General features: G+C 56.7%; 24 protein-coding genes. 10 read left to right on the top strand and 14 right to left on the bottom strand.

Features of this window, described 5'->3' with window-relative positions; translation table 11 throughout:
- Positions 1–59 precede the first annotated feature (59 nt).
- Positions 60–959: a DMT family transporter gene (locus NXS97_RS20070; RefSeq protein ID WP_105088688.1), complete on the top strand. Its 900-nt coding sequence runs from the start codon at positions 60–62 to the stop codon at positions 957–959.
- On the opposite strand, the gene NXS97_RS20065 is transcribed toward NXS97_RS20070, so the two are convergent.
- Positions 940–2328 (bottom strand): sensor histidine kinase, encoded by a 1389-nt coding sequence (locus tag NXS97_RS20065; RefSeq protein WP_019106015.1) that lies wholly within the window; start codon positions 2326–2328, stop codon positions 940–942. The two genes, NXS97_RS20070 and NXS97_RS20065, sit on opposite strands and share 20 nt — an antisense overlap.
- The gene (tctD, locus tag NXS97_RS20060) at positions 2319–2990 is read right to left on the bottom strand and encodes a transcriptional regulator TctD (protein WP_014605360.1); all 672 of its coding nucleotides are present in this window, start codon (positions 2988–2990) and stop codon (positions 2319–2321) included. The genes NXS97_RS20065 and tctD overlap by 10 nt, the downstream gene beginning before the upstream one ends.
- Before the next feature lie 119 nt (positions 2991–3109).
- Between tctD and NXS97_RS20055 the strand changes: the two genes are divergently transcribed.
- From NXS97_RS20055 to flk, 4 genes are all read left to right on the top strand, one after another.
- A complete protein-coding gene (locus NXS97_RS20055) occupies positions 3110–4090 on the top strand; it encodes a tripartite tricarboxylate transporter substrate binding protein (RefSeq protein ID WP_181901424.1) in 981 nt (326 codons plus the stop codon).
- 12 nt (positions 4091–4102) lie between these two features.
- Positions 4103–4534 carry a tripartite tricarboxylate transporter TctB family protein gene (locus NXS97_RS20050; RefSeq protein WP_013026555.1) on the top strand — a complete coding sequence of 144 codons (432 nt, stop codon included), beginning with the start codon at positions 4103–4105 and terminating at the stop codon, positions 4532–4534.
- Between the two features lie 11 nt (positions 4535–4545).
- Positions 4546–6048 (top strand): tripartite tricarboxylate transporter permease, encoded by a 1503-nt coding sequence (locus NXS97_RS20045; RefSeq protein ID WP_259232815.1) that lies wholly within the window; start codon positions 4546–4548, stop codon positions 6046–6048.
- A 114-nt stretch (positions 6049–6162) separates the two neighbouring features.
- Positions 6163–7203, top strand: a complete 1041-nt coding sequence (gene flk, locus NXS97_RS20040; RefSeq protein WP_014605358.1) for a flagella biosynthesis regulator Flk — start codon at positions 6163–6165, stop codon at positions 7201–7203.
- Between the two features lies 1 nt (position 7204).
- Here the strand turns inward: flk and NXS97_RS20035 are convergent, their stop codons facing one another.
- A complete protein-coding gene (locus NXS97_RS20035; protein WP_041930848.1) occupies positions 7205–7648 on the bottom strand; it encodes a rhodanese-like domain-containing protein in 444 nt (147 codons plus the stop codon).
- Between the two features lie 88 nt (positions 7649–7736).
- Here NXS97_RS20035 and NXS97_RS20030 point away from each other — a divergent pair, with 88 nt between their 5' ends.
- Complete coding sequence (locus NXS97_RS20030) at positions 7737–9176, top strand: PLP-dependent aminotransferase family protein (RefSeq protein WP_072138186.1); 1440 nt, start codon at positions 7737–7739, stop codon at positions 9174–9176.
- 92 nt (positions 9177–9268) lie between these two features.
- Here the strand turns inward: NXS97_RS20030 and fabB are convergent, their stop codons facing one another.
- Positions 9269–10489, bottom strand: a complete 1221-nt coding sequence (fabB, locus tag NXS97_RS20025) for a beta-ketoacyl-ACP synthase I (protein ID WP_013026560.1) — start codon at positions 10487–10489, stop codon at positions 9269–9271.
- Between the two features lie 152 nt (positions 10490–10641).
- Here fabB and mnmC point away from each other — a divergent pair, with 152 nt between their 5' ends.
- The gene (gene mnmC / locus NXS97_RS20020; protein ID WP_116219883.1) at positions 10642–12654 is read left to right on the top strand and encodes a bifunctional tRNA (5-methylaminomethyl-2-thiouridine)(34)-methyltransferase MnmD/FAD-dependent 5-carboxymethylaminomethyl-2-thiouridine(34) oxidoreductase MnmC; all 2013 of its coding nucleotides are present in this window, start codon (positions 10642–10644) and stop codon (positions 12652–12654) included.
- Positions 12655–12681: 27 nt separating this feature from the next.
- Here mnmC and NXS97_RS20015 read toward each other — a convergent pair whose 3' ends face one another.
- The 6 genes from NXS97_RS20015 to prmB are packed head-to-tail and all read right to left on the bottom strand — an operon-like array spanning position 12682 to position 17263.
- Entirely contained in the window at positions 12682–12963 is a 282-nt protein-coding gene (locus NXS97_RS20015; protein WP_013026562.1) for a YfcL family protein, read from the bottom strand.
- Between the two features lie 34 nt (positions 12964–12997).
- Positions 12998–13543 (bottom strand): elongation factor P hydroxylase, encoded by a 546-nt coding sequence (locus NXS97_RS20010; RefSeq protein ID WP_259232789.1) that lies wholly within the window; start codon positions 13541–13543, stop codon positions 12998–13000.
- 20 nt (positions 13544–13563) lie between these two features.
- Complete coding sequence (locus NXS97_RS20005; protein WP_013026564.1) at positions 13564–14367, bottom strand: sulfite exporter TauE/SafE family protein; 804 nt, start codon at positions 14365–14367, stop codon at positions 13564–13566.
- An 8-nt stretch (positions 14368–14375) separates the two neighbouring features.
- Positions 14376–15194 (bottom strand): penicillin-insensitive murein endopeptidase, encoded by an 819-nt coding sequence (mepA, locus tag NXS97_RS20000; RefSeq protein WP_022623444.1) that lies wholly within the window; start codon positions 15192–15194, stop codon positions 14376–14378.
- A 4-nt stretch (positions 15195–15198) separates the two neighbouring features.
- The gene (aroC, locus tag NXS97_RS19995; RefSeq protein ID WP_019106022.1) at positions 15199–16284 is read right to left on the bottom strand and encodes a chorismate synthase; all 1086 of its coding nucleotides are present in this window, start codon (positions 16282–16284) and stop codon (positions 15199–15201) included.
- A gap of 46 nt (positions 16285–16330) precedes the next feature.
- Entirely contained in the window at positions 16331–17263 is a 933-nt protein-coding gene (gene prmB / locus NXS97_RS19990; protein WP_014605352.1) for a 50S ribosomal protein L3 N(5)-glutamine methyltransferase, read from the bottom strand.
- 160 nt (positions 17264–17423) lie between these two features.
- Here prmB and smrB point away from each other — a divergent pair, with 160 nt between their 5' ends.
- Complete coding sequence (gene smrB / locus NXS97_RS19985) at positions 17424–17972, top strand: endonuclease SmrB (RefSeq protein WP_013026568.1); 549 nt, start codon at positions 17424–17426, stop codon at positions 17970–17972.
- Positions 17973–18246: 274 nt separating this feature from the next.
- On the top strand, positions 18247–20067 hold the full coding sequence (locus NXS97_RS19980) for a methyl-accepting chemotaxis protein (RefSeq protein ID WP_116219882.1): 1821 nt from the start codon (positions 18247–18249) through the stop codon (positions 20065–20067).
- 77 nt (positions 20068–20144) lie between these two features.
- Here NXS97_RS19980 and sixA read toward each other — a convergent pair whose 3' ends face one another.
- The 4 genes from sixA to NXS97_RS19960 all read right to left on the bottom strand — a co-directional run bounded on the left by sixA (position 20145) and on the right by NXS97_RS19960 (position 24718).
- Positions 20145–20627 carry a phosphohistidine phosphatase SixA gene (gene sixA / locus NXS97_RS19975; RefSeq protein ID WP_013026570.1) on the bottom strand — a complete coding sequence of 161 codons (483 nt, stop codon included), beginning with the start codon at positions 20625–20627 and terminating at the stop codon, positions 20145–20147.
- Positions 20628–20828: 201 nt separating this feature from the next.
- A complete protein-coding gene (gene fadJ, locus NXS97_RS19970; RefSeq protein ID WP_116219881.1) occupies positions 20829–22949 on the bottom strand; it encodes a fatty acid oxidation complex subunit alpha FadJ in 2121 nt (706 codons plus the stop codon).
- The gene (gene fadI, locus NXS97_RS19965) at positions 22949–24259 is read right to left on the bottom strand and encodes an acetyl-CoA C-acyltransferase FadI (protein ID WP_116219880.1); all 1311 of its coding nucleotides are present in this window, start codon (positions 24257–24259) and stop codon (positions 22949–22951) included. Before fadI ends, fadJ begins: the two co-directional genes overlap by 1 nt.
- A gap of 162 nt (positions 24260–24421) precedes the next feature.
- On the bottom strand, positions 24422–24718 hold the full coding sequence (locus NXS97_RS19960; RefSeq protein ID WP_014594205.1) for a YfcZ/YiiS family protein: 297 nt from the start codon (positions 24716–24718) through the stop codon (positions 24422–24424).
- Between the two features lie 358 nt (positions 24719–25076).
- Here NXS97_RS19960 and fadL point away from each other — a divergent pair, with 358 nt between their 5' ends.
- The gene (gene fadL / locus NXS97_RS19955; RefSeq protein ID WP_024471543.1) at positions 25077–26351 is read left to right on the top strand and encodes a long-chain fatty acid transporter FadL; all 1275 of its coding nucleotides are present in this window, start codon (positions 25077–25079) and stop codon (positions 26349–26351) included.
- The last annotated feature ends 38 nt before the right edge of the window (positions 26352–26389 follow it).

Raw genomic sequence — 26389 nt, 5'->3', positions numbered from 1 at the left:
CTGGCAGAAAGGGGCAACACAGGCGTACACTGCGGCGGGTCTGAGGCTGGAGTCATATTATGTTCTTTTTGTTCCCGCTGTTTGCGGTCTTAATTTGGTCGGTTAATGCTATCGTTAATAAATTATCGGCGAGTGCCATCGAGCCTGCGGCGATTTCTTTTTATCGCTGGTTACTGGCGTTGCTGGTCCTGACCCCGTTTGTGTTACCGGGTGTGATACGGCAATGGCAGACGATCCGGCCGCACCTCTTGCGCTTGATGGTTCTGGGTCTGCTGGGCATGGCGCTGTACCAAAGCCTGGCCTACTATGCCGCGCACAGCGTGAGCGCCCTGTTTATGGGTATCATCGCCGCGCTAATCCCACTGTTAACGGTATTGCTCAGTGTGGTCATACTGCGCATTGCCCCGACCGTGGGGATTCTGGCGGGCAGCCTGATCTCCTTTTGTGGCTTAATCTGGTTGGTCAGCGCAGGCAATCTTGATCAGTTGCTGCATCACGGCATCGGAGCAGGTGAAGCCATGATGCTGGCGGCTTCAGCCAGCTATGCGCTTTATGGCGTGATGACCAAACGCTGGTCAATTCCGCTGCCGGTCTGGCAGAGCCTGTATGTGCAAATTGCCTTTGGCGTTCTGTTGCTGTTACCCGGCTTTCTGATGACGCCGGACGTGGCGCTTACGCCGCATAACCTTCCGCTGGTGGCCTTTGCCGGGCTGTTTGCCTCGATTCTTGCCCCCTGGCTGTGGATCCATGGCGTGCAAAAATTAGGTGCCAGCATCACCAGCATCTTTATGAATTTGACGCCGGTTTTTACCGCCCTGATTGCGGTGCTGTTTCTGCATGAGCATCTGCACAGCTATCACTGGATCGGCGGCGGTCTGACGCTGACGGGCGTTTTGCTGGCACAGCGGCTGCGCAGGCCTCTTAGTGCGCGCAAATCGATCAAGGCCGATCCGCGCTAAAATTGACGGAAACACGCAGTCCGCCCAGTAACGGACTGCTCTCCAGCGTGACGGCCGCCCCGTGCCAGGCACAAATATCCTGCACCAGCGCCAGCCCAATGCCCGCTCCGGCCTGCATCGCGGCATTATCCAGCCGGATAAAAGGCCGCAGTGCTTTTTGTTGCTCTTCCCGGCTAATCCCCGGTCCTGAGTCTTCAATTTGCAGCCTGCCGTTCTCTACGCGGGCCGTAATGATGCCCTGCGCTGGCGTGTACTTAATCGCGTTATCCAGCAGGTTGGCGCACAGCTCGCCCAGCAATAGCGCATCGCCTTTCACCTCACAGTGCTCATCCCCTTCGTAACCCAGGTCAATCTGTTTCGCGCGCGCCGCTGCATAACGACTCAGGCACGCTTCACGCACCACTGCCGCCAAATCCACTCTCGTCATGGGTTTATCTTCCCCGTGGCGGGCTTTGATGCGCGCCAGTTGTAACAAACGGTCGGTGAGCAGAATGGTGTCATCCAGCGTGTAGTGCATGCTCTGTAGACTTTCCCGCCACTGTTCGGGCCGATCGCTATCCAGCGCCGTGCTAATCTGCGTTTTCAGAATGGTGAGCGGTGTGCGCAGCTGATGCGCGGCATCGGCGCTGAACCGATCCTGCCGTGCCAGCAATTTTCTCAGCCGTTCCAGATAGCGGTTAAAGGCCACAATGAGCGGCTGAAGTTCCGACCAGGGCAGCGAAGGCAGCGGGGTCAGTTCAGCACCGTCGCGGCGCAGGACAATCTTTGACAGCCGACGTAAAGGCCGTAATACCCGGCGCAGCATCATGCTCGCCAGCAACAAGGCGATGAGCACCAGCGCGCTCTGGCTAAGTAAGGCTGTCCGCATCAGCCCCTGGGCAAACGCCTCACGGGAATGGATAGTTTCCGCCACCAGCACCAGTGCCATACCTTCCACGCCCGCCTCGCTGACCGGCTGCCATAAGGCCGCGACCCGAATGCGCTGTTTCTGGTAAAACCCGTCATAAAAATGGACTAACGCAGGATAGGCTTCAGACATCTCGCTGGTGGCCGGAATCGGCGGCAGCCCGTCATAACCCGACAGCGTTTTACCCTGGGGCGAAATCACTTGGTAAAACAGGCGATCGTTCATATTGCGCTCAAAGCTGTCGAGCACGACCCAGGGCACATCGACCTCCAGATGCTGATGACGTACCACCAGCCGCTCGGCAACGGTGCGCGCAGAGGCCAGCAGCGAACGATCGTAGGCCTGATTCGCCGCCGCCAGGCCGCTCTGGTAATGCGTATAAACCGACAGAATCCACAGCAGGAGCAATGGCAGTCCCAGCCAGGCGAGCAGCTCTCCCCGTAACGAGGTGATTAATCGCATGCCAGGGTTTCCAGGCTGTAACCCAGACCGCGTAGCGTCACAATACCGACATCACTTCCGGCCAGTTTTTTGCGCACCCGATGCACATAGAGTTCAATACTTTCCGGGCTGGCTTCATCCGCCAGCGTAAAGGTTTGTTCATACAAATGTTGCCGCGAGACCGGGCGACCCTGACGCTGCATCAGCGTGGTCAGCACGCTGGATTCTCGCGGCGTCAGCGCCAGCGGTTTTTCGGCCAGCAAAAAGTAACCCTCGCCGTTCAGCACCAACTGGCCCAGCGTTTGGTTTTGTGGCGATTGCCCCTGAGAACGCCGCAGTAGCGCTCGCAGGCGCGCGTCCAGCTCATCCAGCTCAAAGGGTTTGGTCAGATAGTCATCCGCCCCGGTGTTCAGACCGCGCACGCGGTCATCCAGCGTAGTGCGCGCGGTCAGCATAAGTACCGGCACAGTTTGTCCCCGGCGGCGCAGCCGGGTTAATACTTCAATGCCGTCCAGGCGCGGCAGAGAGACATCCAGTACGACCAGCGCATAATCTTCGCTTTGCAGGCTGTGATCGGCCGCCAGGCCGTCCGCCACCCAGTCCACAGCGAAGCCTTTTTGTGTTAACGCTTTCTGTAACCACCGCGCCAGCTCGGCCGTGTCTTCCACCAGTAAGAGACGCATATCACATCCTTTCACTAAACCTCATGAATGAAAGGTAAATGAAAGGTTGCTGTTTTAACAATTCAATAACACCGAATAGTCGGTAGTAATCACACTCTGAAACAAAGATGGAGCGCACGATGAAAAAAATAATCCACACCGCCCTCGCCTCTGCCCTACTGGCTCTTATGTTCTCCTCATCAGGTTATGCTGCTGCACCCGACAGAACAGAATGCATCGCACCGGCTAAACCCGGCGGCGGTTTTGACCTGACCTGTAAGCTGATTCAGGTTTCGCTGATGGAAACGAAGCAGATCGAGAAGCCGATGCGCATTACCTACATGCCAGGTGGCGTAGGCGCGGTGGCCTATAACGCGATCGTTGCGCAGCGTCCTGCCGAAGCCGGTACGGTCGTGGCCTTTTCGGGGGGATCGCTGCTGAACCTGTCGCAGGGAAAATTTGGTCGCTACTCGGTTGATGACGTGAAGTGGCTGGCGGCGGTCGGCACCGATTACGGCATGATTGCCGTGCGCGAAGACGCGCCGTGGAAAAACCTGGGCGAACTCATGGCGGATATGAAAAAAAATCACACCAAAGTGGTGGTGGGTGCGGGTGCCTCTATCGGCAGCCAGGACTGGATGAAAACGGCGCTGGTCGCAAAAGAAGCCGGTATTGATCCGCGCAAAATGCGCTATGTCGCGTTTGAAGGCGGTGGTGAAGTCGTCACCGCCCTGCTGGGTAATCATATTCAGGTGATGTCGGGCGATCTCAGCGAGATGGTGCCGCATTTACAAGGGGGCAAACTGCGCGTGCTGGCGGTAATGGCAGACAAACGCCTGCCCGATCAGCTGGCCTCGATTCCTACCGCCAAAGAGCAGGGCTTTAACGTGGAATGGCCGATTATTCGCGGCTTCTATCTTGGCCCTAAAGTCAGCGATGCCGATTATCAGTGGTGGCAGAGCGCCTTTGAGAAAATGGTGCAAACCCCGGAATTCAAGAAGCAGCGCGAACTGCGTGGCCTGTTCGAATTCAATATGTTTGGCGCTGAACTGGATAAATACGTGAAAGACCAGGTTGCCTCCTATCGCGAGCAGGCGAAATCCTTTGGTCTGGCTAAGTAAGCGGGAGAGATCATGAGCGATCGTATTTTTGCCACCTTGTGGCTAGTGCTGTGCCTGGCGGGACTGGTTATCGCCTGGCAGATTCAGAGTGAATACAGCTATGAACCTGTCGGCCCACGTCCTTTTCCGCTGGTGCTTCTCAGCCTGATGGCTTTCTGTGCCGTGATGCTGCTGCTGAGAAAACCGGATGCCATCCAGTGGCCCACGCCCGCCACACTGAAACGCCTGGTGGCGCTGGCGGCGATGATGCTGGTGTACGGCGGGATGTTTGAAACCCTGGGCTTCCCATTAGCGACCTCGCTGCTGACGTTTGGTATCGGCCTGCTGTTTGGCGCGCGCTGGTGGGCCGCTGTGCTGTCCGGCGGTGTAATGGGATGGTCACTGTTTTACGCCTTCGACCATCTACTGGACGTTACCTTGCCTGCTGGCAGCCTGTTTAATTAAGGAGAGAAATGATGGAAACCTGGTCTTTCCTGATGCACGGCTTTGCCGTTGCCATGACGCCGGAAAATCTGCTGATTGCCCTTATCGGCTGCTTTATCGGCACCATCGTAGGCTTACTGCCGGGACTCGGGCCGATCAACGGCGTAGCGATTTTGATGCCGCTGGCGTTCGCCCTGCACCTGCCAGCAGAATCCGCATTGATTCTGCTGGCCACCGTTTATCTGGGCTGTGAATACGGCGGACGTATTTCGTCGATACTGCTCAACGTTCCGGGCGATGCCGGCGCCATTATGACCGCACTGGATGGCTATCCGATGGCGCAGCAAGGAAAAGCGGGCGTGGCACTCTCTATCTCTGCCGTCAGCTCCTTTGTCGGTTCCACCATCGCTATCATCGGCATCATCTTATTCGCACCGCTGCTGGCCCGCTGGTCGCTGGCGTTTGGCCCAGCCGAATATTTTGCGCTTATGGTCTTCGCCATTGCCTGTCTGGGCAGCATGATGAGTCAGAACCCGCTTAAATCATTTCTGTCGGCGTTGATCGGGCTGAGCATGGCGACCGTGGGCGTGGACGCGAATACCGGCGTCTATCGCTTCACCTTTGACAGCGTTCACCTTTCTGACGGCATCCAGTTTGTCGTGGTCGTCATTGGCCTGTTCTCAGTGAGCGAAATTTTGCTGATGCTGGAATCCACCCATAGCGGGCAGAAAGTGTTGCGTGCCAGTGGCCGCATGATGTTCAATATGAAAGAGGCCGCTATGTCTACGGGTGCCACACTGCGTGCCTCATTTATCGGCTTCTTTGTGGGCGTGCTGCCCGGCGCGGGCGCTACTATCGCCAGTGCTATCGCCTACATGGCCGAGAAAAAAATCACTGGCAGCGATCAGTTTGGTAAGGGCGATATTCGCGGTGTGGCTGCGCCGGAAGCGGCGAACAATGCCTCCGCCTGCGGCTCGTTTATTCCGATGCTGACTCTGGGCATTCCCGGTTCCGGCACCACCGCGGTCATGGTCGGTGCGCTGACGCTATACAACATCACGCCTGGACCTGCGATGTTTACCGAACAGCCGGATATCGTCTGGGGACTGATTGCCGCGCTGCTGATTGGTAACCTGATGCTGCTGATCATGAACATCCCGATGATCAACGTGTTTGCGCGGATGCTGACGATTCCGCTGTGGTTTTTAGTTCCGGCTATCGCCGCCATCTCGGCCGTGGGCGTTTATGCGGTGCACAGCACCACCTTTGACCTGCTGCTGATGGTCGGACTGGGGATTTTCGGCTATATCCTGCGGAAAATGGATTTCCCCATGTCACCGCTGATTTTGGGTTTCGTGCTGGGTGAAATGCTGGAGCAAAACCTGCGGCGTGCCTTGTCGATCAGCAACGGTGAGATGGGCATTCTGTGGGAAAGTCCGATTGCGAAAGTCCTGTTGATCCTCGCCGTTGCCGTATTAATCGTGCCGCTGCTATGGAAACGGCTGCGCCGTAAGCCCGCTCCCGCGCATCAGTAAGTAAATCTTTGTTCGAAACACACAAGCCCCGTGGATTTCCCAGGGGCTTTTGTTATCATAGTGTATTCTGTTTCCGGCGCACCCCACGCTGTTCTGTTTCCCAAGGAATCCGCCATGCAACCTGTCAGCGGCCCCGGTGTGCCGGTCGGCGATCGTTCATCTGTTAATCCGCAAACTGACGCCCCGCGTACGGGAAGTGTTGCCGGTGAACAACCCCTTTCTCCTGCCCAGCGCACGACGCTTGAGCGCCTGATTGTGCGCATCATGTCGCTCAGCACGCTTAAAGCGCCTGAGCTCTGGGCCGGCCTGCGTCATGAAGTCGGTGTTAAAAGCGAAGCAGAACTCCAGTCACGCCATTTTCCGGCTGCGGAGCAGTTTCTTAACAACCGCCTGGCGCAGGTGCAGACCGGTCACGGTACGCGTCAGTTAATGACGCAACTCACCGACCTGTTGCCCAAAGGCAATAACCGCCAGGCGGTAAGTGATTTTATCCGCCAGCAGTTTGGTCAGACGGTGCTGAGCGCATTAACCCAGGATCAGCTTCGTCAGGTGCTGACCATGCTGCAAAATGGTCAGATGGCCATTCCGCAACCTCAGCAGAGCCGCAGCAGCGATCGCACGCTGCTGCCTGCCGAGCATCAGGCGCTGAATCAGCAAATTGTTCGCCTGGCTGCCGCAACGGGCGAATCCAGTGGCAAAATATGGACCGCCGCACTAAAGCTGGTAAACCTGACCAGTGGCGATCCGATCCCGTCACGCCACTATCCGCTGCTCACTCAGTATTTACAGGTCCGTCAGACGTTAAGCCAGCACAGTGCGCCAACGTTGCAGCTGATTGAAACCTCGCTGAAACACCCTCTGGATCAGCGTGAACAGCAGATGCTGGAAGACTACAGCCTGCAACGCTTTCAGGCCACGCCTCAGATGGTGCTGACCCCGACGCAAACCCAGGATCTGCTTAACTTCCTGTTTGCACGTCGCGCAGAAAGAGCACACGAGCAAGCCCTGGCCGATAACGAACTGAATCCGCATCCCATCTGGGCGCCCATCTCCGGCTCGCTGCCGCCTGTCCTGCAGCCGCTGGCAGCGCGCCCGGTGCTGAGCGCGGTCGTCGGGTTAATCGTTCTGGCCTTTTTACTCTGGCTGGTGCTGTAAGTTAACACCCACAGGATGCCGCAGAAGCCGTCTGCGGCCATTCTCCCGGCTCGTCGCCCCATGCCATGGGATGGCCATCGCGCTTCCAGAAATCCAGCCCGCCAATCAGTTCTTTGACCTTAAATCCCAGCAACGCCAGCTGATAAGCCGCTTTGGTCGAACCATTGCAGCCAATGCCATCACAGTACGTCACATACAGCAGGTTGCGATCCAGTTCGGCCGTGCTGGCTTCATTCATTTCCCGATGCGGAAAATTTATTGCTCCGCAGAGATGACCGGCGCGGTAAGCCTCGATCTGACGGGCATCAATGACGACAACGCCCGGTCGCTGATGGGCCAGATCGTCAGCCAGATCCCAGGCATCGGTGTAATAAGCCAGTTTGGCCTGCAGATATGCAAGGCTCTGCTGCGGTGACGCGGGGGGAAAACCTAAAACAGATGACATCGTTTTTTCTCCTGTTGTGGCAGACTGGCAGTTTACGGCAAAGTGGACTGCTGGATAATACCGCTTTCAATGAGCCAATAAGACCACGATGACTTCCCCGCTGCTGCAACTGTTTCATCATCAGGCAACCGGCGGTCTGCGCGACCGCCTGTGCGCCACGCTTCGCCAGTGGATAGAGACCGCGCACCTTCAGGCGGGTCAGAAACTGCCCTCCAGCCGTCAGCTGGCTGCCGATTTGAATCTGTCACGCGTTACGGTTGAAGCGGCTTACGCTCAGCTTGAAAGTGAAGGCTACCTGCGGCGGGAGTCCGGTCGCGGTAGCTTCGTTGCCATCACGCTGCCGGTCAGCGCGCCGCGCCCCCGCGCTGACCGCATGGCGCATTTCTCGCAGCGCGGCCATCAGATACTGGCGACAGGCGGTTGTCAGGATGCGCCCTTTCCGTATGCCTTTTCGGCAGGTTCGCCAGATTTGCGCGCCTTTCCTCATCCCCTCTGGCGGCGCTTAACCGCCCGCGTGCAGCGCACCGCAGGCCCTGGCGTCATGGGCTATGGCGATCCGTTGGGGTACCTGCCACTTCGCCACGCGCTTGCAGACTACCTTGCCCTGTCTCGTGGGGTTCACTGTGAGGCTGAGCAGGTGATTATTTTGACCAGTTCACAGCAGGCGCTGCAGCTGCTGTCGTTAATGCTGATTGATCCCGGTGATGAGATCTGGATGGAAGAGCCGGGCTATGCGGGGGCGCGCAATGCCTTTCTTGCTGCAGGCGCACGGGTGCGCGGCATTCAGGTGGATGCCGAGGGGGCGATTCCTCAAGCCGGAACAGCAAAGCTGATGTATCTGACGCCTTCGCATCAGTATCCCACCGGCGTGTCATTAAGCCTGCCGCGCCGTCTGGCCTGGCTGGACTGGGCACGGCGCAACGGCAGTTGGCTGATTGAAGACGATTACGACAGCGAGTTTCACTATGACGATCGCCCTGCGTCTGCGCTGCACGGGCTCGACAACGATAACCGGGTCATTACCCTCGGCACATTTTCAAAATCGCTGTTTCCGTCGCTACGTCTGGCATGGATGGTGGTGCCCGGCCCGCTGGTCGCGCCCTTAGGTCGCGCGCGCAGCCTGCTTGACGGGCACAGCGCCCTGCTGCCCCAGGCGGTAACGGCGGAATTTATGCAGCAGGGGCATTTTGCCAGCCACCTGCGTTTGATGCGCCAGCTTTACCATAGCCGCCGCGATCGCTTACTCGAGCAGATAGCACAACGCCTGACGCCCTGGCTCAGCCCCTTTCCCTGCCCGGGTGGACTGCAGACAACCGTTGCTCTGCGGCAGGGCGACGAAGCGAGGCTGAGCTTACAGGCCGAGAAGATGGGGTTATTGCTGCCTCGCCTGAGTCCGCTCTACGGCGATGGCGCGCGTCAGCAAGGGTGGATTCTGGGTTTTGCGGCGCTGACGCCAGATGAGATAGTGGCCGGGTGCGATAAGCTGGTGAGGCTGCTTTCATCGGGCTCATCACCCAACCGTCGCTGAGGGATAATCAAAACAAAAAAGGCCGGCAAGCCGACCTTTTCACAGGGTTCACGTCGTGCCGGGCAGCGCGACGTCACGTTTTTAACCGGGCATTAAGCCTGGTATTTACGCATTGTCAGCGTGGCGTTGGTGCCACCAAAGCCAAAGCTGTTTGACATTACCGTGGTCAGCGCTTTTTCAGTTGGCTGAGTCACAATATTCATCCCTTCTGCCGCCGCGTCCAGCGAGCTGATATTGATGCTTGGGGCAATAAAACCGTGTTCCAGCATCAGCAGCGAGTAGATGGCTTCCTGCACGCCCGCCGCCCCTAAGGAGTGGCCGGTCATCGCTTTGGTTGCAGAAATATACGGCGTGTTGTCGCCGAACACTTCGCGAATGGCACCCAGCTCTTTCACATCACCGACTGGCGTAGAGGTTCCGTGGCTGTTCAGGTAGTCGATTGGCGTATCCACACCGTGCATCGCCATCTTCATGCAGCGCACTGCGCCTTCACCGGATGGCGCAACCATGTCTGCTCCGTCCGACGTTGCGCCATAGCCCACGATTTCAGCGTAGATGTGCGCGCCACGCGCCAGCGCATGTTCCAGTTCTTCAACCACGACCATACCGCCGCCGCCCGCAATGACGAAGCCATCACGTTCGTTGTCATAGGTCCGTGAGGCTTTTTCTGGCGTGTCGTTATAACGCGTAGAAAGTGCGCCCATTGCATCAAACTCACAGGCCATTTCCCAGCACAGCTCTTCGCCGCCGCCCGCAAAAACGATATCCTGTTTGCCCAGTTGAATCTGTTCAACCGCGTTACCGATACAGTGCGCGGAGGTCGCACAGGCAGAGCTGATTGAATAGTTCACGCCGTGGATTTTAAACGGCGTAGCCAGACAGGCTGAAACGCCTGACGCCATTGCCTTAGTCACCACATAAGGCCCTACGGCTTTCAGACCGCGTGGGCTGCGCATGGCATCCGCACCAAAAACCTGAAAACGTGGGGAACCACCGCCAGATCCTGCAATCAGACCTACGCGAGGGTTATTCTGGTAAGCTTCGTTGCTCAGGCCAGAATCTTTGATGGCTTCTTCCATAGACAGGTAAGCATAGATGGACGCATCACTCATAAAACGCACAACTTTGCGATCGATGAGGCCGGTAGTATCGAGTTTAACGTTACCCCAGACGTGACTACGCATGCCGGAATCTTTCATCTCCTGGGAAAAAGTGATGCCTGAGCGGCCCTCACGCAGAGATGCCAGCACCTCTTGCTGGTTATTACCAATACTGGAAACGATCCCTAAGCCAGTAATCACAGCACGTTTCATTCAATCTTCCTCACCACTTCTGTTATTTGACGAGCACTCTAGCTTACACTTGTACGCCGAACAAGTCCGATCAGCCATTTCCTTTTGTAAATTTGCGTCATGTCACTCCGACCGATAAGATCCTGACACTCCCTGAAAAATGAGCCTTTACTGTGAAAACACCCCAGGTTGAACACGCCAGACTGAGCTGGAACGAACAGGGTACACCTGTTTCCCGAGCGTTTGACGACGTCTATTTTTCCAATGACAACGGTCTGGAAGAGACACGTTATGTCTTTCTGGGTGGCAATGATTTCCCACAACGCTTTCATCAGCACCCGCGCGATCTGCTCATTGTTGCCGAAAGCGGGTTTGGCACAGGCCTGAACTTTCTCACGCTCTGGCAGGCCTTTGATTCCTTCCAGCAACATTATCCTGACGCGCCCCTAAAACGTCTGCACTTCATCAGTTTTGAAAAATTCCCCCTGACGCAGGCCGATTTAACGGCGGCCCACCAGCACTGGCCCGAACTGGCCCCCTGGGCTGAACAGCTCCAGCACCAGTGGCCGCTGGCACTGCCAGGCTGCCAGCGGGTGTTATTTGATTCGGGCCGCGTCACACTGGACCTGTGGTTAGGCGATATTAATGCGCTAATTGATAATTTTGATGACAGTCTGCATCGCCAGGTGGATGCCTGGTTTCTGGATGGCTTTGCGCCGTCGAAAAATCCCGATATGTGGACGCCGGAACTGTTTGCGTCGATGGCGAAACTGGCCCGGCCAGGGGGCACATTTGCAACCTTTACGGCAGCGGGTTTTGTGCGGCGCGGGTTGCAACAGGCGGGCTTTGCGGTGACCCGGCGTAAAGGCTTTGGGCCGAAACGGGAAATGCTGTGCGGTTCGCTTGAGGCCGCGCCTGCGCTGACTCATCGCCAGCCCTGGTATGCGCGCCCTGCCCTGTCCGGTAAGGAGATCGCCCTGGTCGGCGGCGGCGTTGCCAGCGCGACGCTGGCCCTTGCCTTACTTCGCCGGGGCTTTCGCGTGACGCTCTACTGCGCTGACGAGGCGCCCGCGCTGGGGGCGTCCAGTAATCGTCAGGGCGCGCTCTATCCGCTCCTTAACCAGCACGATCCTGCCCTGGCGGCTTTCTTTCCTGCCGCATTCAGTTTTGCCCGTCGCCTGTATGATCAACTCGATCTGCCTTATGAACATGACTGGAGCGGCGTATTGCAGTTGGGCTGGGACGAGAAAAGTGCCAGTAAGATTGCGCAGATGCTGGATATGGCCCTACCGACTGAGGTCGCCTTTGGCGTCAACCAGGACGAGGCAGCCGCGTTAGCAAATGTGGCGCTGGATTGCGGCGGTATATTTTATCCACTGGGCGGCTGGCTGGCCCCGGCCGAATTAACCACAGCCCTGCTGTCCCACTGCGAGCAGCTTGGATTACGCATTCACTGGCTGCACCGCGTCACCGCACTGACGCAGGTTCCGCAAGGCTGGCAGTTAACCTTTGACGAAAAGCCCGCAACCCAGCATCAGGCTGTGGTGCTGGCTAATGGTCATGCCATGACCGATCTGCCTCAGACCGATGCCCTGCCGGTTTACCCGGTCGCCGGTCAGGTCAGCCATATCCCGGCTTCACCGGCCCTGTCGGCACTGAAAACGGTACTTTGCTATGACGGCTACCTCACGCCAGCCAGCCCGCAGTTTGGTACGCACTGTATCGGGGCCAGCTATCATCGTGGCGACACCTCTACCGCCTATCGCGAAGACGATCAGCAGCAAAACCGCAGCCGTCTGCAGCACTGCCTGCCACACAGCGACTGGGTGAATGACGTGGACGTCAGTCAGGGCGAGGCGCGCAATGGCGTGCGCTGCGCCACACGCGATCATTTGCCCATGGTCGGCAGCGTGCCGGATTACGTGGCAACGCTTGACGTTTATGCCGATCTTGCTCAGCAGCGCGCCCGCGAGGCCGAGAGCGAAATGGCGCCCTGTTTCCCTGGCCTTTATCTGTTTGGTGCGCTTGGCTCACGCGGGCTGTGCAGCGCCCCCCTGGCGGCGGAAGTGCTGGCGGCTCAGCTTAGCGGTGAACCCCAGCCGCTGGACCTCAACACGCTCGCGGCGCTTCATCCCAATCGTTACTGGGTAAGAAAACTACTGAAGGGTAAAAAAGCGGGGAAATAGCACAGGGCGGTCTGCCGCCCTGACTACTCAGGCCGTCTGACGGGCCTGTAAAAACAGGTTATCCCACATGCCAATCACCAGCGCCTGGTCCCGTGGCGATAACTCCCCGGCAGCAATGGCATTTTGCAGGCTACGTGTCACCTGAATCTGTAGCGCCTGCGGCGTGTGGTCGTCCAGCAGTTCCACTTCAGCGACTGCCAGAGTGAGGTGGCCGCGCAGATAACCGCTGGCAAATAGCTCATCGTCACTGGCGTGCTCAACCATATCGTCAATCAGGGCCAGAATACGTGCCTCAAATTCTGCGATCATCTCATCATTCCTCTGTTATTAAGTCCCTTATGCATCACAGATCGTCCGGCCAGGGAAACTGCGATGCGGTCAGAGAAGGCCTGCCATAATAGTCAGCCAGGGCTGAAATAAAGCGTGCGGGGCGGTCAGGAATACCCGACGCCAGATAGCTCATGACCTGGGCATGAACTTTACGCTGAAAGCCAATGCGATCTGGCTCACAATCGCCTTCGAGATTGTCACAACTGACGTTGAAGGGAAAGCCTGCGGCTACACAAAACATCCACTCCAGCGCCTGTGGCTTCACCTCAACCGCTTCAAACTGGCTCTGCGTTTGCGCGTCGCGTCCGTCCGGACAATACCAGTAGCCAAAATCCACTAACTTACGCCGGGCTTCGCCAGCAATGCACCAGTGTGAAATTTCATGCAGCGCGCTGGCATAAAACCCATGAGCAAAAACCACCCGGTTCCATGGTGATTCATCATCCGCTGGAAGATAGATCGGTTCGTCATCGCCTTTAATTAGACGGGTCTGAAAATCGTGGCTAAAGCAGTCATCAAACAGCCTAATAAGCTGCGCGTAATTATGTGTTGTTGTCATTAAGTCATCACGTAAAAGTATTACAGATTCAGCGTGCTCAGCCAGGCCATGAATTCGCTGCCGTGGCTGTCCCAGAGCAGCTTGATGCTCATCACCGCCGAAACGATGACCACCATCGGGCGAATCAGCCTTTGTCCGCGTGCCAGCACCAGCCTGGCGCCCAGGCGAGCCCCGCAAAAAGCCCCCAGCATCATGATAAGTCCCGTGCCCCAGACCACTTTGCCACCAAACATAAAAAACAGCAGGCTGCCCAAGTTGGAGGTGAAATTGAGCAGTTTGGCGTGGGCGGTGGCTTTCGCCAGGTTGTAGCCGCATAGCGTCACGAAGCCCAGCGCGTAGAAAGAGCCCGCACCGGGTCCAAAGAAGCCATCATAAAAGCCGATACAGCCACCGCCGACCAGGGCAAAAGGCAGCCCCTGCAGGCGGTGAACGCGATCGTCTTCACCGATGCGCGGCATCAGCAGAAACCACATGCCAATAGCAATCAACAACAGCGGCAGCACCTGACGCAAAAAATCAGCCTGAAGGTGCTGGATCAGAATGGCACCGCCAACCGCCCCCAAAAAGGTCATGGCGATATTCAGCCGCTGCTCGCTCAGCTTAATCGCCCCGCGCCGGACAAAATAGAGGCTGGCCGAGAACGATCCGCCGACCGACTGCAGCTTGTTGGTTGCCAGCGCCTGAGCCGGTGACAGCCCGGCCGCCAGCAACGCGGGAACGGTTAACAGTCCGCCGCCGCCCGCAATGGAGTCAATAAAACCTGCCAGCAGCGCAATGAAAAACAGCAGCGCGACCAACAACGGGCTGACAACGAACCATTCCATGGGAACCCTTACAGTAGATGTTTATCCAGCAGTGCCTGACAGGCCGCAGGCAGCGGCGGCGGTTCACGTTTCACCGGTGCAGAGCCAGGCTGCCTGGGCAAAAACCAGCTTTGCAGTTCTGCGCCGCAGCCGTCACCGGCAGGCGGCGGTGCCTGCTCTTCACAGTCGGGGCTGCCCTGCGGACAGCGCAAACGGACGTGCATGTGGGCGCGATGCGCAAACCACGGGCGCACCTTACGCAGCCAGGCCCGGTCTGTGCCTGCATCGGCACACAGCTGCTTTTTAATCGCCGGATTGACGAAAATACGCGTGACATCTTCATCTTTCGCCGCCAGCTTAATCAGGCTGTCAATCTCAGGCTGCCAGTGGCGCGCCACCACGTTCTTGTCGTCGGCGGTGACGAGGTCCAGCGGCTGGGGCTTAAGCAGCTGCTGCGCGCTCCAGCGGGTTTTAGGCAGTTGCAGCCAGATGTCCACGTCCAGCCCGGTTTGATGGCTGGCATGTCCACTGCTGAAGCGCCCGCCCGCCGCCATGCCCATATCGCCAATCAACACGTTTCCTAGCTGGAGGCTATGGGCCTGGGTGGCCAGGCGCTGGATAAACAGGATCAGATCGGGATGCCCGAAATAGCGGCGCTGATCCTGACGCATCACCTGATAATCAGGCGAATTAAGCGGCAGAGCCTGCGCACCCACAATACAGCCATTGGCAAAGCCACCAATAGCCGTCGGTTGACCCGCAATCGGGTGCTGGATGCGCTGCCACGGCGTCGCCGCCAGGCTGGCCGCGCTCAACAACAGCGCGCTCACCATCAGCAAAATTTTCATTGGCTTACCAACGTGGCACGGTGGAGTTCACATCGCCACACTGCGCGCGCTGGCGCAGCAGATGATCCATCAGCACGATGGCCATCATGGCTTCGGCAATCGGCACGGCACGGATGCCCACGCAGGGATCGTGGCGACCTTTCGTGATCATCTCCACTTCCTCGCCGTCGCGGGTGATGGTTTTCCCCGGCACGGTAATACTGGAGGTGGGCTTCATGGCCAGATTGGCGCTGATGGTCTGACCGCTGCTGATGCCGCCCAGAATACCGCCCGCATGGTTGCTCTGGAAACCACTAGCGCGAATTTCATCGCGATGCTGACTGCCACGCTGATTAACCACAGCAAAACCGTCGCCGATTTCTACCCCTTTCACCGCATTAATGCTCATGAGCGCATGCGCCAGGTCGGCATCCAGGCGATCAAAAACCGGCTCGCCCAGGCCTGGTGGTACGTTTTCCGCCATGACCGTAACCTTGGCCCCAATCGAATCGCCTTCCTTCTTCAGGCCGCGCATCAGCTCGTCCAGCGCGTCCAGCTTGTCCGCATCCGGGCAAAAGAAAGGGTTCTCTTCCACAATGCTCCAGTCTTTCAGTTCACAGGCCACGTCGCCGATCTGCGCCAGATAGCCGCGAACCACAATATCGTGCTTCATCTGCAGATATTTTTTGGCAATCGCCCCAGCAGCCACGCGCATCGCGGTTTCGCGTGCTGATGAACGGCCGCCACCACGGTAGTCACGCGTACCGTACTTATGCTCATAGGTGTAATCCGCATGGCCAGGACGGAACAGATCTTTAATGGCACCGTAATCCTGCGAGCGCTGATCGGTGTTCTCAATCAGCAGGCCGATCGAGGTACCGGTGGTCACACCTTCAAACACGCCAGACAAAATTTTCACCTGATCCGGCTCACGGCGCTGGGTGGTATAGCGCGACGTGCCTGGACGACGACGGTCGAGATCGTGCTGGATATCGGCTTCGGTTAACGGGATGCCCGGCGGCACGCCATCAACAATACAGCCCAGGGCAATACCGTGAGATTCACCAAAGGTGGTGACGCGAAAGAACTGTCCGATGCTGTTTCCGGCCATTGAGATTCCTTGTTACGGTTTGACGGGCGAAAGTTCGCCCATCCTTTTAGTCTTTATAAAATGAGAAATGGTGCTGTGCATCCACGATCTGCTGGCGGGTGAGCATAAAGACGCCGTCGCCGCCATTGTCGAACTCCAGCCAGGTAAAGGGCACATCGGGATACTGTTCCATCATGTGCACCATGCTGTTGCCCACTTCGCAAATCAGCACGCCCTGCTCGCTCAGGTAGCCCGGCGCGCAGGCAAGAATGCGGCGCACCAGTTTAAGGCCATCGCTGCCCGCCGCCAGCCCCAGTTCGGGTTCATGCTGATACTCGCTCGGCAGATCGTCCATATCTTCCGCATCGACATAGGGCGGATTCGTCACGATCAGGTCGTACTGCACCGGCGGGAGTTCGCGGAACAGATCGGCGCGGATCGGCGTGACGTGATGAATCAGGCCGTGCTCTTCAATATTTTGCTCGGCGACCGCCAGCGCATCGTGGGAAATATCCACTGCATCCACTTCTGCGTCCGGAAAGGCATAGGCGCAGGCAATCGCAATACAGCCGCTGCCGGTGCACATGTCCAGAATATGTCGCGGTTTGTCCGTGATCAGACCGGCAAAGCGGTTTTCAATCAGTTCCCCAATGGGCGAACGCGGAACCAGAACCCGTTCATCAACGTAAAACTCATGGCCGCAGAACCAGGCTTTATTCGTGAGATAGGCGACCGGGATGCGCTCGTTCACGCGGCGAATGACGCGCTCAACAATGCGATGGCGTTCGCTGGCCGTAAGGCGCGCGTTACGCATGTCTTCAGGGATATCCAGGGGCAACCACAGCGTGGGCAGGACCAGCTGGACAGCTTCGTCCCAGGGGTTATCTGTGCCGTGTCCGTACCAGATTCCGGCAGCCGTAAAGCGGCTCACTGACCAGCGCAGCATATCCTGAATGGTGTGCAGTTCGTTCACTGCCTCATCGACGAAAATTTTGTCCACGTAGCCCTCCGCAGGCCTTTTACTAATTCGGCCGATAGTTTGCCACGAAGCCGAGGAGAATTCAGCGCAGCAAGGTGAAAAAGCTGACAATTAATGACGGTTAACGGTAAGGTATCGGCTTCTGCTGTTAATCAGCCACCTCAGACATGATTCACCACCCATGAGTAAAAAAAACCCCCTGAGCCAGGATGATCAAGCGCTGTTTCGCCAGTTGATGACAGGAACGCGTCAGTTAAAACAAGACACTATCGTACACAAACCGGCGGTTAAAACCCGGGAAGTGCCGATAAAAAGGCTGCTGTCTGAACAGGCGGATAACAGCCACTACTTTTCCGATGAGTTCCAGCCGCTGCTTTCCACTGAAGGGGCGACGCGCTATGTGCGCGCGGACGTGAGCCATTTTGAGCTGAAAAAGCTGCGTCGGGGCGATTATACGCCAGAGATTTTTCTCGATCTGCATGGGTTAACACAGATGCAGGCCAAGCAGGAGTTAGGCGCGCTAATTGCCGCCTGTCGTCGCGAACACCTTTTTTGCGCCAGCGTGATGACCGGACATGGTAAACATATTCTAAAGCAGCAAACGCCGCTTTGGCTGGCTCAACATCCCTGGGTAATGGCCTTTCACCAGGCACCTAAAATGTTTGGTGGCGACGCTGCCTTGCTGGTGCTGATTGAAGTAGAAGAGTGGCAACCGCCAGAGCTGCCCTGACATTCAGGCAGCAAAACGGCTTAAGCACCTTGCCCCGCTGCCTCCCCCTTTGACGGGGGAGCCCGTTAAACGGACTCACACGCCGTACCCCTTAAACGCCCGATCCCGCCCCTGTTTGGCCAGGCGTTCTGCTGCTTTCTGTTCAGGCTGACGCAGACTATTTGCTTAAGAAACTATTTATATTGAATACAACTTCCCCCTTGCCGATAACGTCTAGGCATTTAGGCACATTAGGCTTCAACATTTTGGCGTATTGACCAAGGGAACATTTTGAATGAGCGCATTAAGTCATTTTTTTGAGAATTTAAACGTAGGTAAAAAGTTAATGCTCGGTTTTGGACTGATTTTGCTTTTAAGTCTGGCCGTCGCGATATGTGGTATTAAAAACCTCAACGATATTAGCGTCCGGGCCGAAAAGCTCAGGGAGCTGAAAAGTGTCAACGATCGGTTTTCACAGGCCAAAGATGCCCGACTGCAGTTCGTTAAAACGCATGATGAGAAATTCATCGACATAAACGAAACCATGCTGAAAGAGGTGGATCAGAATCTGAAAAACCTGGGCGCTTTCCGCTGGGATGCCAGTCAGCAGGCCATGATTACGGCGATGCCGTCCGCCATTGCCACTTACCGGCAGAAACGGGCCGAAACCGTGCAGGCCGTCCGTAATGGGGCTCAGGCTTTACAAAGCCTGTCTGTCGAAGAAGAAATGCGGGGGATCAGCCAGCTTGCCACGAGCAGCAGCAATGACGCGCAGGTTGCTGCAGCCTTACAGGAAATCAATAAGCATCTGGCTGGCGTCGCGGTGCGGGTGAAACTCTTTGGCCTTGAGCACAAAGATGCCGATCGCAGCGCACTCAGCAACTTCCTCACTGAAACCGTCGGGCTTATCGCACAGGTTGCGCCTCGCCTTAACCCGGCAGACAGTGCAACGCTCGCAAAAATCAGCGAACAGCTTGACGGGAAACAAGCTGACATTAATGCGCTGATGGCCTCCGTGAAAGCAGGCGAAGAGGCCACGGCCGAGCTGGCGGTTGCGGGTAAGACCCTGACGGACATGAGCAATAACTTGTTTACGCAACAGCTGGATGCCACCAATCACGATGCCGGACAGGCCGTGTGGTTAATGGCCGCCATTGTTATCGCTGCCATCGTGGCCGGTATTGTTATCGCCCTGTTTATTACCCGACAGCTGACGCGTCCACTTTCTGAACTGCTGAACGTGGCGAACCAGATGGCGCGTGGCAACCTCAGCATCATGCTCAACTCGACCCGTCGGGATGAGCTGGGCGAGCTCATGCGCGCGGTAGGCGAGATGAGCGATGAACTGCGACGGATTATCAGCGGGATTCGCAGCGGCGTCACCAGCGTCAGCCAGGCTTCCGCAGAAATCGCCTCCGGGAATAATGATTTATCGGCACGGACAGAAAGCCAGGCAGCGGCCCTTGCGCAAACGGCAGCCAGCATGGAGCAGTTGACTGCGACAGTAAAACAGAACGCCGATAATATTCATCATTCCAGCAGGCTGGCGCAGCAAACCTTTGACACGGCGAGCCGTGGCGGAGAGCTGGTGACCAATGTCGTCAGCACCATGGATGAAATTTCTGCCAGCTCGGGGAAAATCTCCGAGATCACCTCCGTCATTAACAGTATTGCGTTTCAGACCAACATTCTGGCACTGAACGCCGCGGTAGAAGCGGCAAGGGCTGGCGAACAGGGCCGTGGTTTTGCCGTCGTCGCAAGTGAGGTGAGAAATCTGGCGCAGCGCAGCGCGCTGGCGGCAAAAGAAATCGAAGCGCTTATTCAGGACTCGGTTGCCCGCATCCGCGCCGGTTCACAGCTGGTCAGTCAGACAGGTAACACTATGGGAGAAATCGTCACCTCGGTCAGCAATGTGACAGAGATACTGAACGAGATCTCTCACGCGTCTGAAGAGCAGAACCGCGGCATTGCGCAGGTCGGCGTGGCTATCGTTGAAATGGATAACGTGACGCAGCAAAACGCGGCCCTGGTGGAACAGTCCTCTGCGGCGGCAAGCGCGCTCCATGACCAGGCGCAAACGCTGGCGGGCTCAGTATCACGTTTTGTGATTGCCTGACCTGCAGGGAAAGAAGCAGACGGGAATGACGTTCGGGGGTCGTTTTCATGTTCGGGCCAGTAAATGGCCCGACATTATTACATCGCTTTCGCGAGTTTTTTGGGGCTGACCTGCCATAACAGTTTACCCTGACTTTCAGCCGGATCGAAGTCAATGCAGGCAATGGCCGAGGTGGCAAACATCGGTGGGGTTTCCTGGGGGCAAAGCTCCGACACCAGATAGCCCACCAGTGGCAAGTGGGAGATAACCAGCGCCGATTTAACCCCTTCATTCGCCAGTGCCTGCAAATAGCATCCGACCAGACCGGGATCGCCGCCGGGGGTCAGTTCCGGCAAAATATCCTCCCCTTCTGGCAAAGGGAACGCCTCACGAAATGTGGCAAGCGTCTGCTGCGCACGGAGATAGGGGCTGACCAGTACACGTTCAATGTCAACAGACTGACCTTTTAACCAGTTCGCCATTTGACGTGATTCGTCACATCCACAAAGCGTTAAAGGCCTGACTGAATCACTGGCAGCTTCAAGAGCCGCATCGCCGTGACGCATGATAAAAACTTGCATAAAGCACCGCTGTTGTTTGTCGACATCGCCTGATGCATCCGCATCAGGCGCTTCATTCTGCGAATGAACGTCGTGTTGTACCCTAATGACTTCAGTATAGTCAACCGGTTGTTTATTAAATAAGCACCTGTCAGATTCGTGCAGCGCCTCACGCTTGTGCGGCGCGTTTCTAACCCCCTGAATCGGAGTGGGTATTCGAATTTATGAAGAAGTGTAAAACTTTGTCTGCTGCTCCGCTGCGCGCAGCAACGCGTCACAGGGCGCAAAACGGTCCCCGTACTGTTGCTGAAGCCGCGTTAATCTGTTGACGATTTCTGCCGCGCCCAGCCTGTCGATGTAATGGAACGGCCCGCCCAAAAAGGGGGGGAAACCAATGCCAAACACCGCACCGATATCGCCGTCCCGCGGCGAGCGGATAACCTGCTCATCCAGGCAACGCACCGCTTCGTTTAACATCATCATCATGCACCGTTCGGCAATCTGCGCGCCGCTTTGCTTTGCCACCGGCCGGGTCTTCACTAAGCCGTACACCGCCGGATCGACCTTCTTACGCGCCAGACGCGACGATCCGTACAGGTAGAATCCCCTACCGTTTTTGCGTCCTTTGCGACCGTCTTTGATCACGGCATCCAGCGCGGAAGGCGCGGCAAACCGCTCGCCATAAGCCTGCTGCAGGCCCGGTGAAATCTTACTGCCGACATCAATGCCAACTTCATCCAGTAGCTGAACCGGCCCAACAGGGAATCCCGCCTTCACCAGCGCCCGATCAATGTGATCGATCGGTTCCCCCTCCACCACGCAGCGCATGGCCTCGTTGATGTAAGGTGTGAGGATACGGTTGACGTAAAAACCAGGTTTATCGGCCACCACTATCGGCGTTTTACCCTGTTTCCGTGCCAGCATTACCGTACTGGCAAGCGTTTCAGGCGAGGTCGTGGCATGCGGGATCACCTCGACCAGCGGCATTTTTTCCACCGGGCTAAAATAGTGCAGGCCGATGATGTTCTCCGGGCGCCGTGCCGTCGCCGCAATCTCGGCAATGGGAATCGATGAGGTATTGGAAGCAAAGATCGTCTGAGGCTGACAGTTCGCCTCGACGTCCGCCACCATCTGTCTTTTCAGATCCAGGTCCTCAAAGACCGCCTCAATCACGATATCGCGCTGGGTGAATCCCTGATAGTCGGTACTGCCGCTGATGCGCGCCATCTGCTGCTGACGCTGTGCCGGACTGATTTGCCGGCGTTTCACTTTTTTACTCAGCAGATCCCAACTGGTTTGCAGGGCATGGTTGATGCCTTTAAGGCTGATATCCTTGATGCGCACCGGTAGCCCCGCATTAACGGCGCTGACGCTGGCGATCCCGCCGCCCATCAGCCCGCCGCCCAACACACCGACCCGTTGGAGTGGTCGTGGTTCAGCCTGGGTGCCGTTCTCTTTCTTGATGGCGGTGGAAGCGAAAAACAGGCTGCGCAGCGCGGCCGACTCTGGCGTCATCGCCAGTTCGCCAAACGCCCGCGCTTCCGCGGCGTAACCGGCCTGGCTGCTCTGCTCCAGGCCGATGCGAACCACCTCGATAATGCGTCGTGCCGCTGGGTAGTTACCCTGGGTTTTACGATCGGTTTCGCGTCTGACCAGTGCGAACAGCGCCTGACGAGCCATCGGGCCCTGCAACAGACGATCGCGCAGGGGCAGCGGCGCTCTGCGGTATTTCCCTTTCTTCACCAGTTCAACGGCGGCGTCAAGCAGGATGGCCTGCGGCACGGCATCATCAACAATGCCCAGCTTTTTCGCCTGCCTGGCCCGCAGGTTCTTACCGGTAAGGATAAGCGGTAAGGCTTTCTGTACGCCGATTAAGCGAGGCAGGCGCTGCGTGCCGCCCGACCCCGGCAGCAGCCCCAACTGCACTTCAGGCAGGCCAATACGGGTTTTATCGTCCAGCGAACAGATGCGCGCGTTGCAGGCCAGCGCCAGCTCAAGCCCGCCGCCCAGACAAGCACCATGGATTGCCGCCACCACAGGAAATGGCAATGCCGCAATCGCCGCCATCACGTCCTGCCCTTGTCTGGCCAGCGCTTCTGCCTCGTGGGCGCTCTGGCAGCGATCGATCATGCTGATATCAGCCCCTGCAATAAAGTTGTCAGGTTTGCCTGAAATCAGCACCAGCCCCAGCAGTTGCGGATGCTTGCGTGCTTCCGCAATAATTACCGCAATCTGTGCCGCGAATGCCGCTTTAAGCGTATTCATCTTTTCATTGGGTACATCAATGGTGATCACGCCTACATGATCGTCCCGCATCTGTAATGTGAACGCGCTCTGTTCCATTATTCGGCCTCCAGAACCATTGCTGCCCCTAAACCCCCGGCGGCGCAGGCTGTGACTAAACCCAGCCCGCCGCCCCGGCGGCGTAATTCATTTAACGTCTGGGTAATCATGCGTGCGCCGGTTGCGGCAAACGGATGCCCAAAGGCGATCGATCCGCCCGAGACATTAAAACGTGCCTCGTCAACTTCGCCCAGCGCATGGGCGCGGTTTAACACGTCCCGGGCAAAACGTTCATCACGAAACATTTTCAGGTTGCTTAACGTCTGAGCGGCAAAGGCTTCGTGCATATCAATCAGCGTCAAATCCTTTAAGGCTATCCCGGCACGATCCAGCGCCAGCGGCGAGGCGTAGGCCGGCCCTAACAGCATGTCCTGCCAGACGTCGATAGCGGTAAACGCATAGCTGCGTAAATAGCCCAGCGGCTGTATTCCAAGCTCTTTTGCCCGGCCTTCACGCATTAAAATGACCGCAGCAGCCCCATCGGTAAGCGGCGTACTGTTTGCCGCAGTAACGGTACCGTGCTGACGGTCAAATGCCGGACGCAGCCGGGCATAGTCGGCGGCTTTTGCATCCATACGCACATTATTATCTTGCTCGATGGGCGCTTTCCACGGCGGCACAAAGGCGGCCATCACCTCCTGACTCAGTACGCCTGACTGCCAGGCCTGGGCCGCGCGCTGATGCGAGCGCAGGGCCAGCGCATCCTGCTCTTCCCGGCTGATGCCATGCGTTTTGGCCATCTGCTCTGCGGTATCCCCCATACGTAATCCCGTGGAGTACTCCGCAACGGCAGGCGGAACCGGTAACAGATCTTTAGGGCGCAGCCGCCGGAGAATGTGCAGCTTCTGTGAAAAGCCACGCGCTTTATTCATATCCACCAGCGCGCGCGCCAGCGTTTTACTGACCCCAATGGGCAGCACAGAGGAGGAGTCCGCACCGCCTGCGATGCCGGCAGAAATCGTACCTGCCAGTAAGCTTTCGGTGACGTTTGCCACCGCCTGAAAGCTGGTGGCGCAGGCGCGGCTGACGCTATAAGCATCGGTATTGACGCTCAGGCCACTGCTTAAGACGATCTCACGTGCAATATTTGGCGCTTCCGGCATTTGCACCACCTGACCGTAGACCAGTTGCTCAATCACCTCAACCGGGAGTTCACTTCGGGCCATGATTTCGCTGATCACCATGCGACCCAATTCAACCGCAGGGATGCCGTGAAAACCCGTGGCCTGGCGAAGAAAAGGCGTACGTAATCCGTGGGTGATGGCGATGCGCTCGCCATTACGCGTCAGCAGTGACTGCGCTTTGCTCATTGTATCCACCTGTACATCGTGACCGAGGCATCATTGCCGAAAGAGGTCTGACCTGATCCACAGTGTTAACCACAAGCGGGTGCGCCGCCAACATCAGGAGGAGAAAAGTGAGATAAGAAACACGAAAATGAAAAACGCCGCGGAGCAGCGGCGCCGAAATGTTTAACGTAAACCCAGTTGGAAAATCAGGGTTTCGGCCTGACAGCTAAAGGTAAAGTCGATATTAAGCTGCACGCCACCGGCCTCTTCTACCATGCTGGAATCGATAACGCAGGGTTCTGACTCGACTTGCCGCGCCCTTTCCGTCAGCTGCGCCAGTTTCGTTTCGGCATCGGCGCGATCTTTACACCATGCTGACCAGCTGGCCGTACAGTCTGAATTATCCATCACCGTACCAACATCAACGCAACAGCAGGCAGCCGTTTCCGTCGCGCTACATTTTTTTAAAGCATTTGTCATGATTTTCTCCTGACATCACATCATAAGGTGGATGAGTTTTCTGCTGAAAATTTTACGCTCTGGCTTATCAACCCGCTACACACACCGCGCTAAGTGACGAATATCACAATAAAATTTGATGTGGATCAGTTTTGCTCCTGCCGCTCTGCCCATTTATTCCCGAGAAGTGTTAAGCAGATCGAATTTTCACCTATCAAATTGGAAATATTTTAAAAACAATATTGCAACATGTGTACAGGTCGGACCTATACTCTCCGCACTGGTCTGATATGTGCATTTGACATCAGTCCATACAATCCGCCGTTCCTTGTTACGCGACGTCACAACGTTAAATAATAATTCACATGAGGTTGTGGTCATGAACCATAAAAACCTGTTCGCAAAGTCAGCCGTGGCAGCTGCAGTAGCGCTTATTTCCTCTAACGTATATGCAGCCGGATTTCAGTTAAATGAATTTTCTTCCATTGGTTTAGGTCGCGCTTATTCTGGCGAAGGCGCAATGGGTGATACGGCGGCCTCAGCCAGTCGTAACCCGGCAACCATGGCACTCATGGACCGCCCTGAATTTTCAATCGGTGCGGTTTACATCGATCCTGAAGTGGATATCAGTGGCCAAAGCCCGACGGGCCGCAGCCTGGACGCGAAAAACATCGCACCGAACCAATGGATCCCTAACCTGCATTACGTCCAGCCGATCAATGACAAGTGGTGGGTAGGCGCGTCAGCGACGTCTAACTACGGCCTGGCGACAGAGTTTAACAACGGTTATACCGCGGGCGGATTCGGTGGAAAAACCGATCTGATGACCGCTAACCTGAACCTCAGTACGGCCTATCGTCTTAATGAACACTTCAGCTTCGGTGTGGGCTTTGATGCGGTTTATGCCAAAGCAAAAATTGAGCGCTACGCTGGCGAATCCTTCTCGGCACTCAGAATTCCTGCGGATACCCAGATTGCTCGTCTGAAGGGAGATGAATGGGGCTATGGCTGGAACGCCGGTATTCTTTATGAAGTCGATGAAAACAACCGTTTCGGCTTCACCTACCGCTCTGAAGTGAAAATCGATTTCGATGGGGATTACAAAAGTAATCTGCCTACTGCCCTCAATGCCTTTAACATCCCCGGTGCGCCTTTTGGCACAAGCGGTAACACCATTCCGGGGTCACTGACCCTGAACCTGCCGGAAATGTGGGAAGTTTCAGGCTGGCATAAAGTGGCACCACAGTGGGCCGTGCACTATAGCCTGGCCTACACCAGCTGGAGTCAGTTTCAGGAGCTGAAAGCAACGGGCTCAAACGGCCAGACGCTGTTCTATAAAGATGAAGGTTTCCACGATGCCTACCGCATCGCACTGGGTACCACCTACCAGTACGACAAAAACTGGACCTTCCGCAGCGGTATCGCCTTTGATGACAGCCCGGTTCCGGCTGACAAGCGTTCTATCTCTATCCCGGATCAGGACCGTTTGTGGCTGAGCGCCGGTGCCTCTTATGCGTTTAACGACGATGCATCGGTAGACGTCGGCGTGTCTTACATGCACGGTCAGAAAGTGACCGTGCAGGAAGGCTCCTATACCTTTAACTCTAGTGGTAAAGCCTGGCTGTATGGCGCAAGCTTCAACTACAAGTTCTGATGCGCGAAATGCATAAAAAAAGCGACACTGAGTGTCGC

Source organism: Pantoea sp. B623, assembly GCF_024814475.1.
Taxonomy (GTDB): domain Bacteria; phylum Pseudomonadota; class Gammaproteobacteria; order Enterobacterales; family Enterobacteriaceae; genus Pantoea; species Pantoea ananatis.
This window is presented reverse-complemented; position numbering and strand designations above follow the sequence as displayed.

Bases quoted from the DNA above. Each gene is read 5' to 3' on its own strand.
- NXS97_RS20070 (WP_105088688.1), top strand. From the start codon at position 60: ATGTTCTTTTTGTTCCCGCTGTTTGCGGTCTTAATTTGGTCGGTTAAT.
- NXS97_RS20065 (WP_019106015.1), bottom strand. From the start codon at position 2,328: ATGCGATTAATCACCTCGTTACGGGGAGAGCTGCTCGCCTGGCTGGGA.
- tctD (WP_014605360.1), bottom strand. From the start codon at position 2,990: ATGCGTCTCTTACTGGTGGAAGACACGGCCGAGCTGGCGCGGTGGTTA.
- NXS97_RS20055 (WP_181901424.1), top strand. From the start codon at position 3,110: ATGAAAAAAATAATCCACACCGCCCTCGCCTCTGCCCTACTGGCTCTT.
- NXS97_RS20050 (WP_013026555.1), top strand. From the start codon at position 4,103: ATGAGCGATCGTATTTTTGCCACCTTGTGGCTAGTGCTGTGCCTGGCG.
- NXS97_RS20045 (WP_259232815.1), top strand. From the start codon at position 4,546: ATGGAAACCTGGTCTTTCCTGATGCACGGCTTTGCCGTTGCCATGACG.
- flk (WP_014605358.1), top strand. From the start codon at position 6,163: ATGCAACCTGTCAGCGGCCCCGGTGTGCCGGTCGGCGATCGTTCATCT.
- NXS97_RS20035 (WP_041930848.1), bottom strand. From the start codon at position 7,648: ATGTCATCTGTTTTAGGTTTTCCCCCCGCGTCACCGCAGCAGAGCCTT.
- NXS97_RS20030 (WP_072138186.1), top strand. From the start codon at position 7,737: ATGACTTCCCCGCTGCTGCAACTGTTTCATCATCAGGCAACCGGCGGT.
- fabB (WP_013026560.1), bottom strand. From the start codon at position 10,489: ATGAAACGTGCTGTGATTACTGGCTTAGGGATCGTTTCCAGTATTGGT.
- NXS97_RS20015 (WP_013026562.1), bottom strand. From the start codon at position 12,963: ATGATCGCAGAATTTGAGGCACGTATTCTGGCCCTGATTGACGATATG.
- NXS97_RS20010 (WP_259232789.1), bottom strand. From the start codon at position 13,543: ATGACAACAACACATAATTACGCGCAGCTTATTAGGCTGTTTGATGAC.
- NXS97_RS20005 (WP_013026564.1), bottom strand. From the start codon at position 14,367: ATGGAATGGTTCGTTGTCAGCCCGTTGTTGGTCGCGCTGCTGTTTTTC.
- mepA (WP_022623444.1), bottom strand. From the start codon at position 15,194: ATGAAAATTTTGCTGATGGTGAGCGCGCTGTTGTTGAGCGCGGCCAGC.
- aroC (WP_019106022.1), bottom strand. From the start codon at position 16,284: ATGGCCGGAAACAGCATCGGACAGTTCTTTCGCGTCACCACCTTTGGT.
- smrB (WP_013026568.1), top strand. From the start codon at position 17,424: ATGAGTAAAAAAAACCCCCTGAGCCAGGATGATCAAGCGCTGTTTCGC.
- NXS97_RS19980 (WP_116219882.1), top strand. From the start codon at position 18,247: ATGAGCGCATTAAGTCATTTTTTTGAGAATTTAAACGTAGGTAAAAAG.
- sixA (WP_013026570.1), bottom strand. From the start codon at position 20,627: ATGCAAGTTTTTATCATGCGTCACGGCGATGCGGCTCTTGAAGCTGCC.
- fadJ (WP_116219881.1), bottom strand. From the start codon at position 22,949: ATGGAACAGAGCGCGTTCACATTACAGATGCGGGACGATCATGTAGGC.
- fadI (WP_116219880.1), bottom strand. From the start codon at position 24,259: ATGAGCAAAGCGCAGTCACTGCTGACGCGTAATGGCGAGCGCATCGCC.
- NXS97_RS19960 (WP_014594205.1), bottom strand. From the start codon at position 24,718: ATGACAAATGCTTTAAAAAAATGTAGCGCGACGGAAACGGCTGCCTGC.
- fadL (WP_024471543.1), top strand. From the start codon at position 25,077: ATGAACCATAAAAACCTGTTCGCAAAGTCAGCCGTGGCAGCTGCAGTA.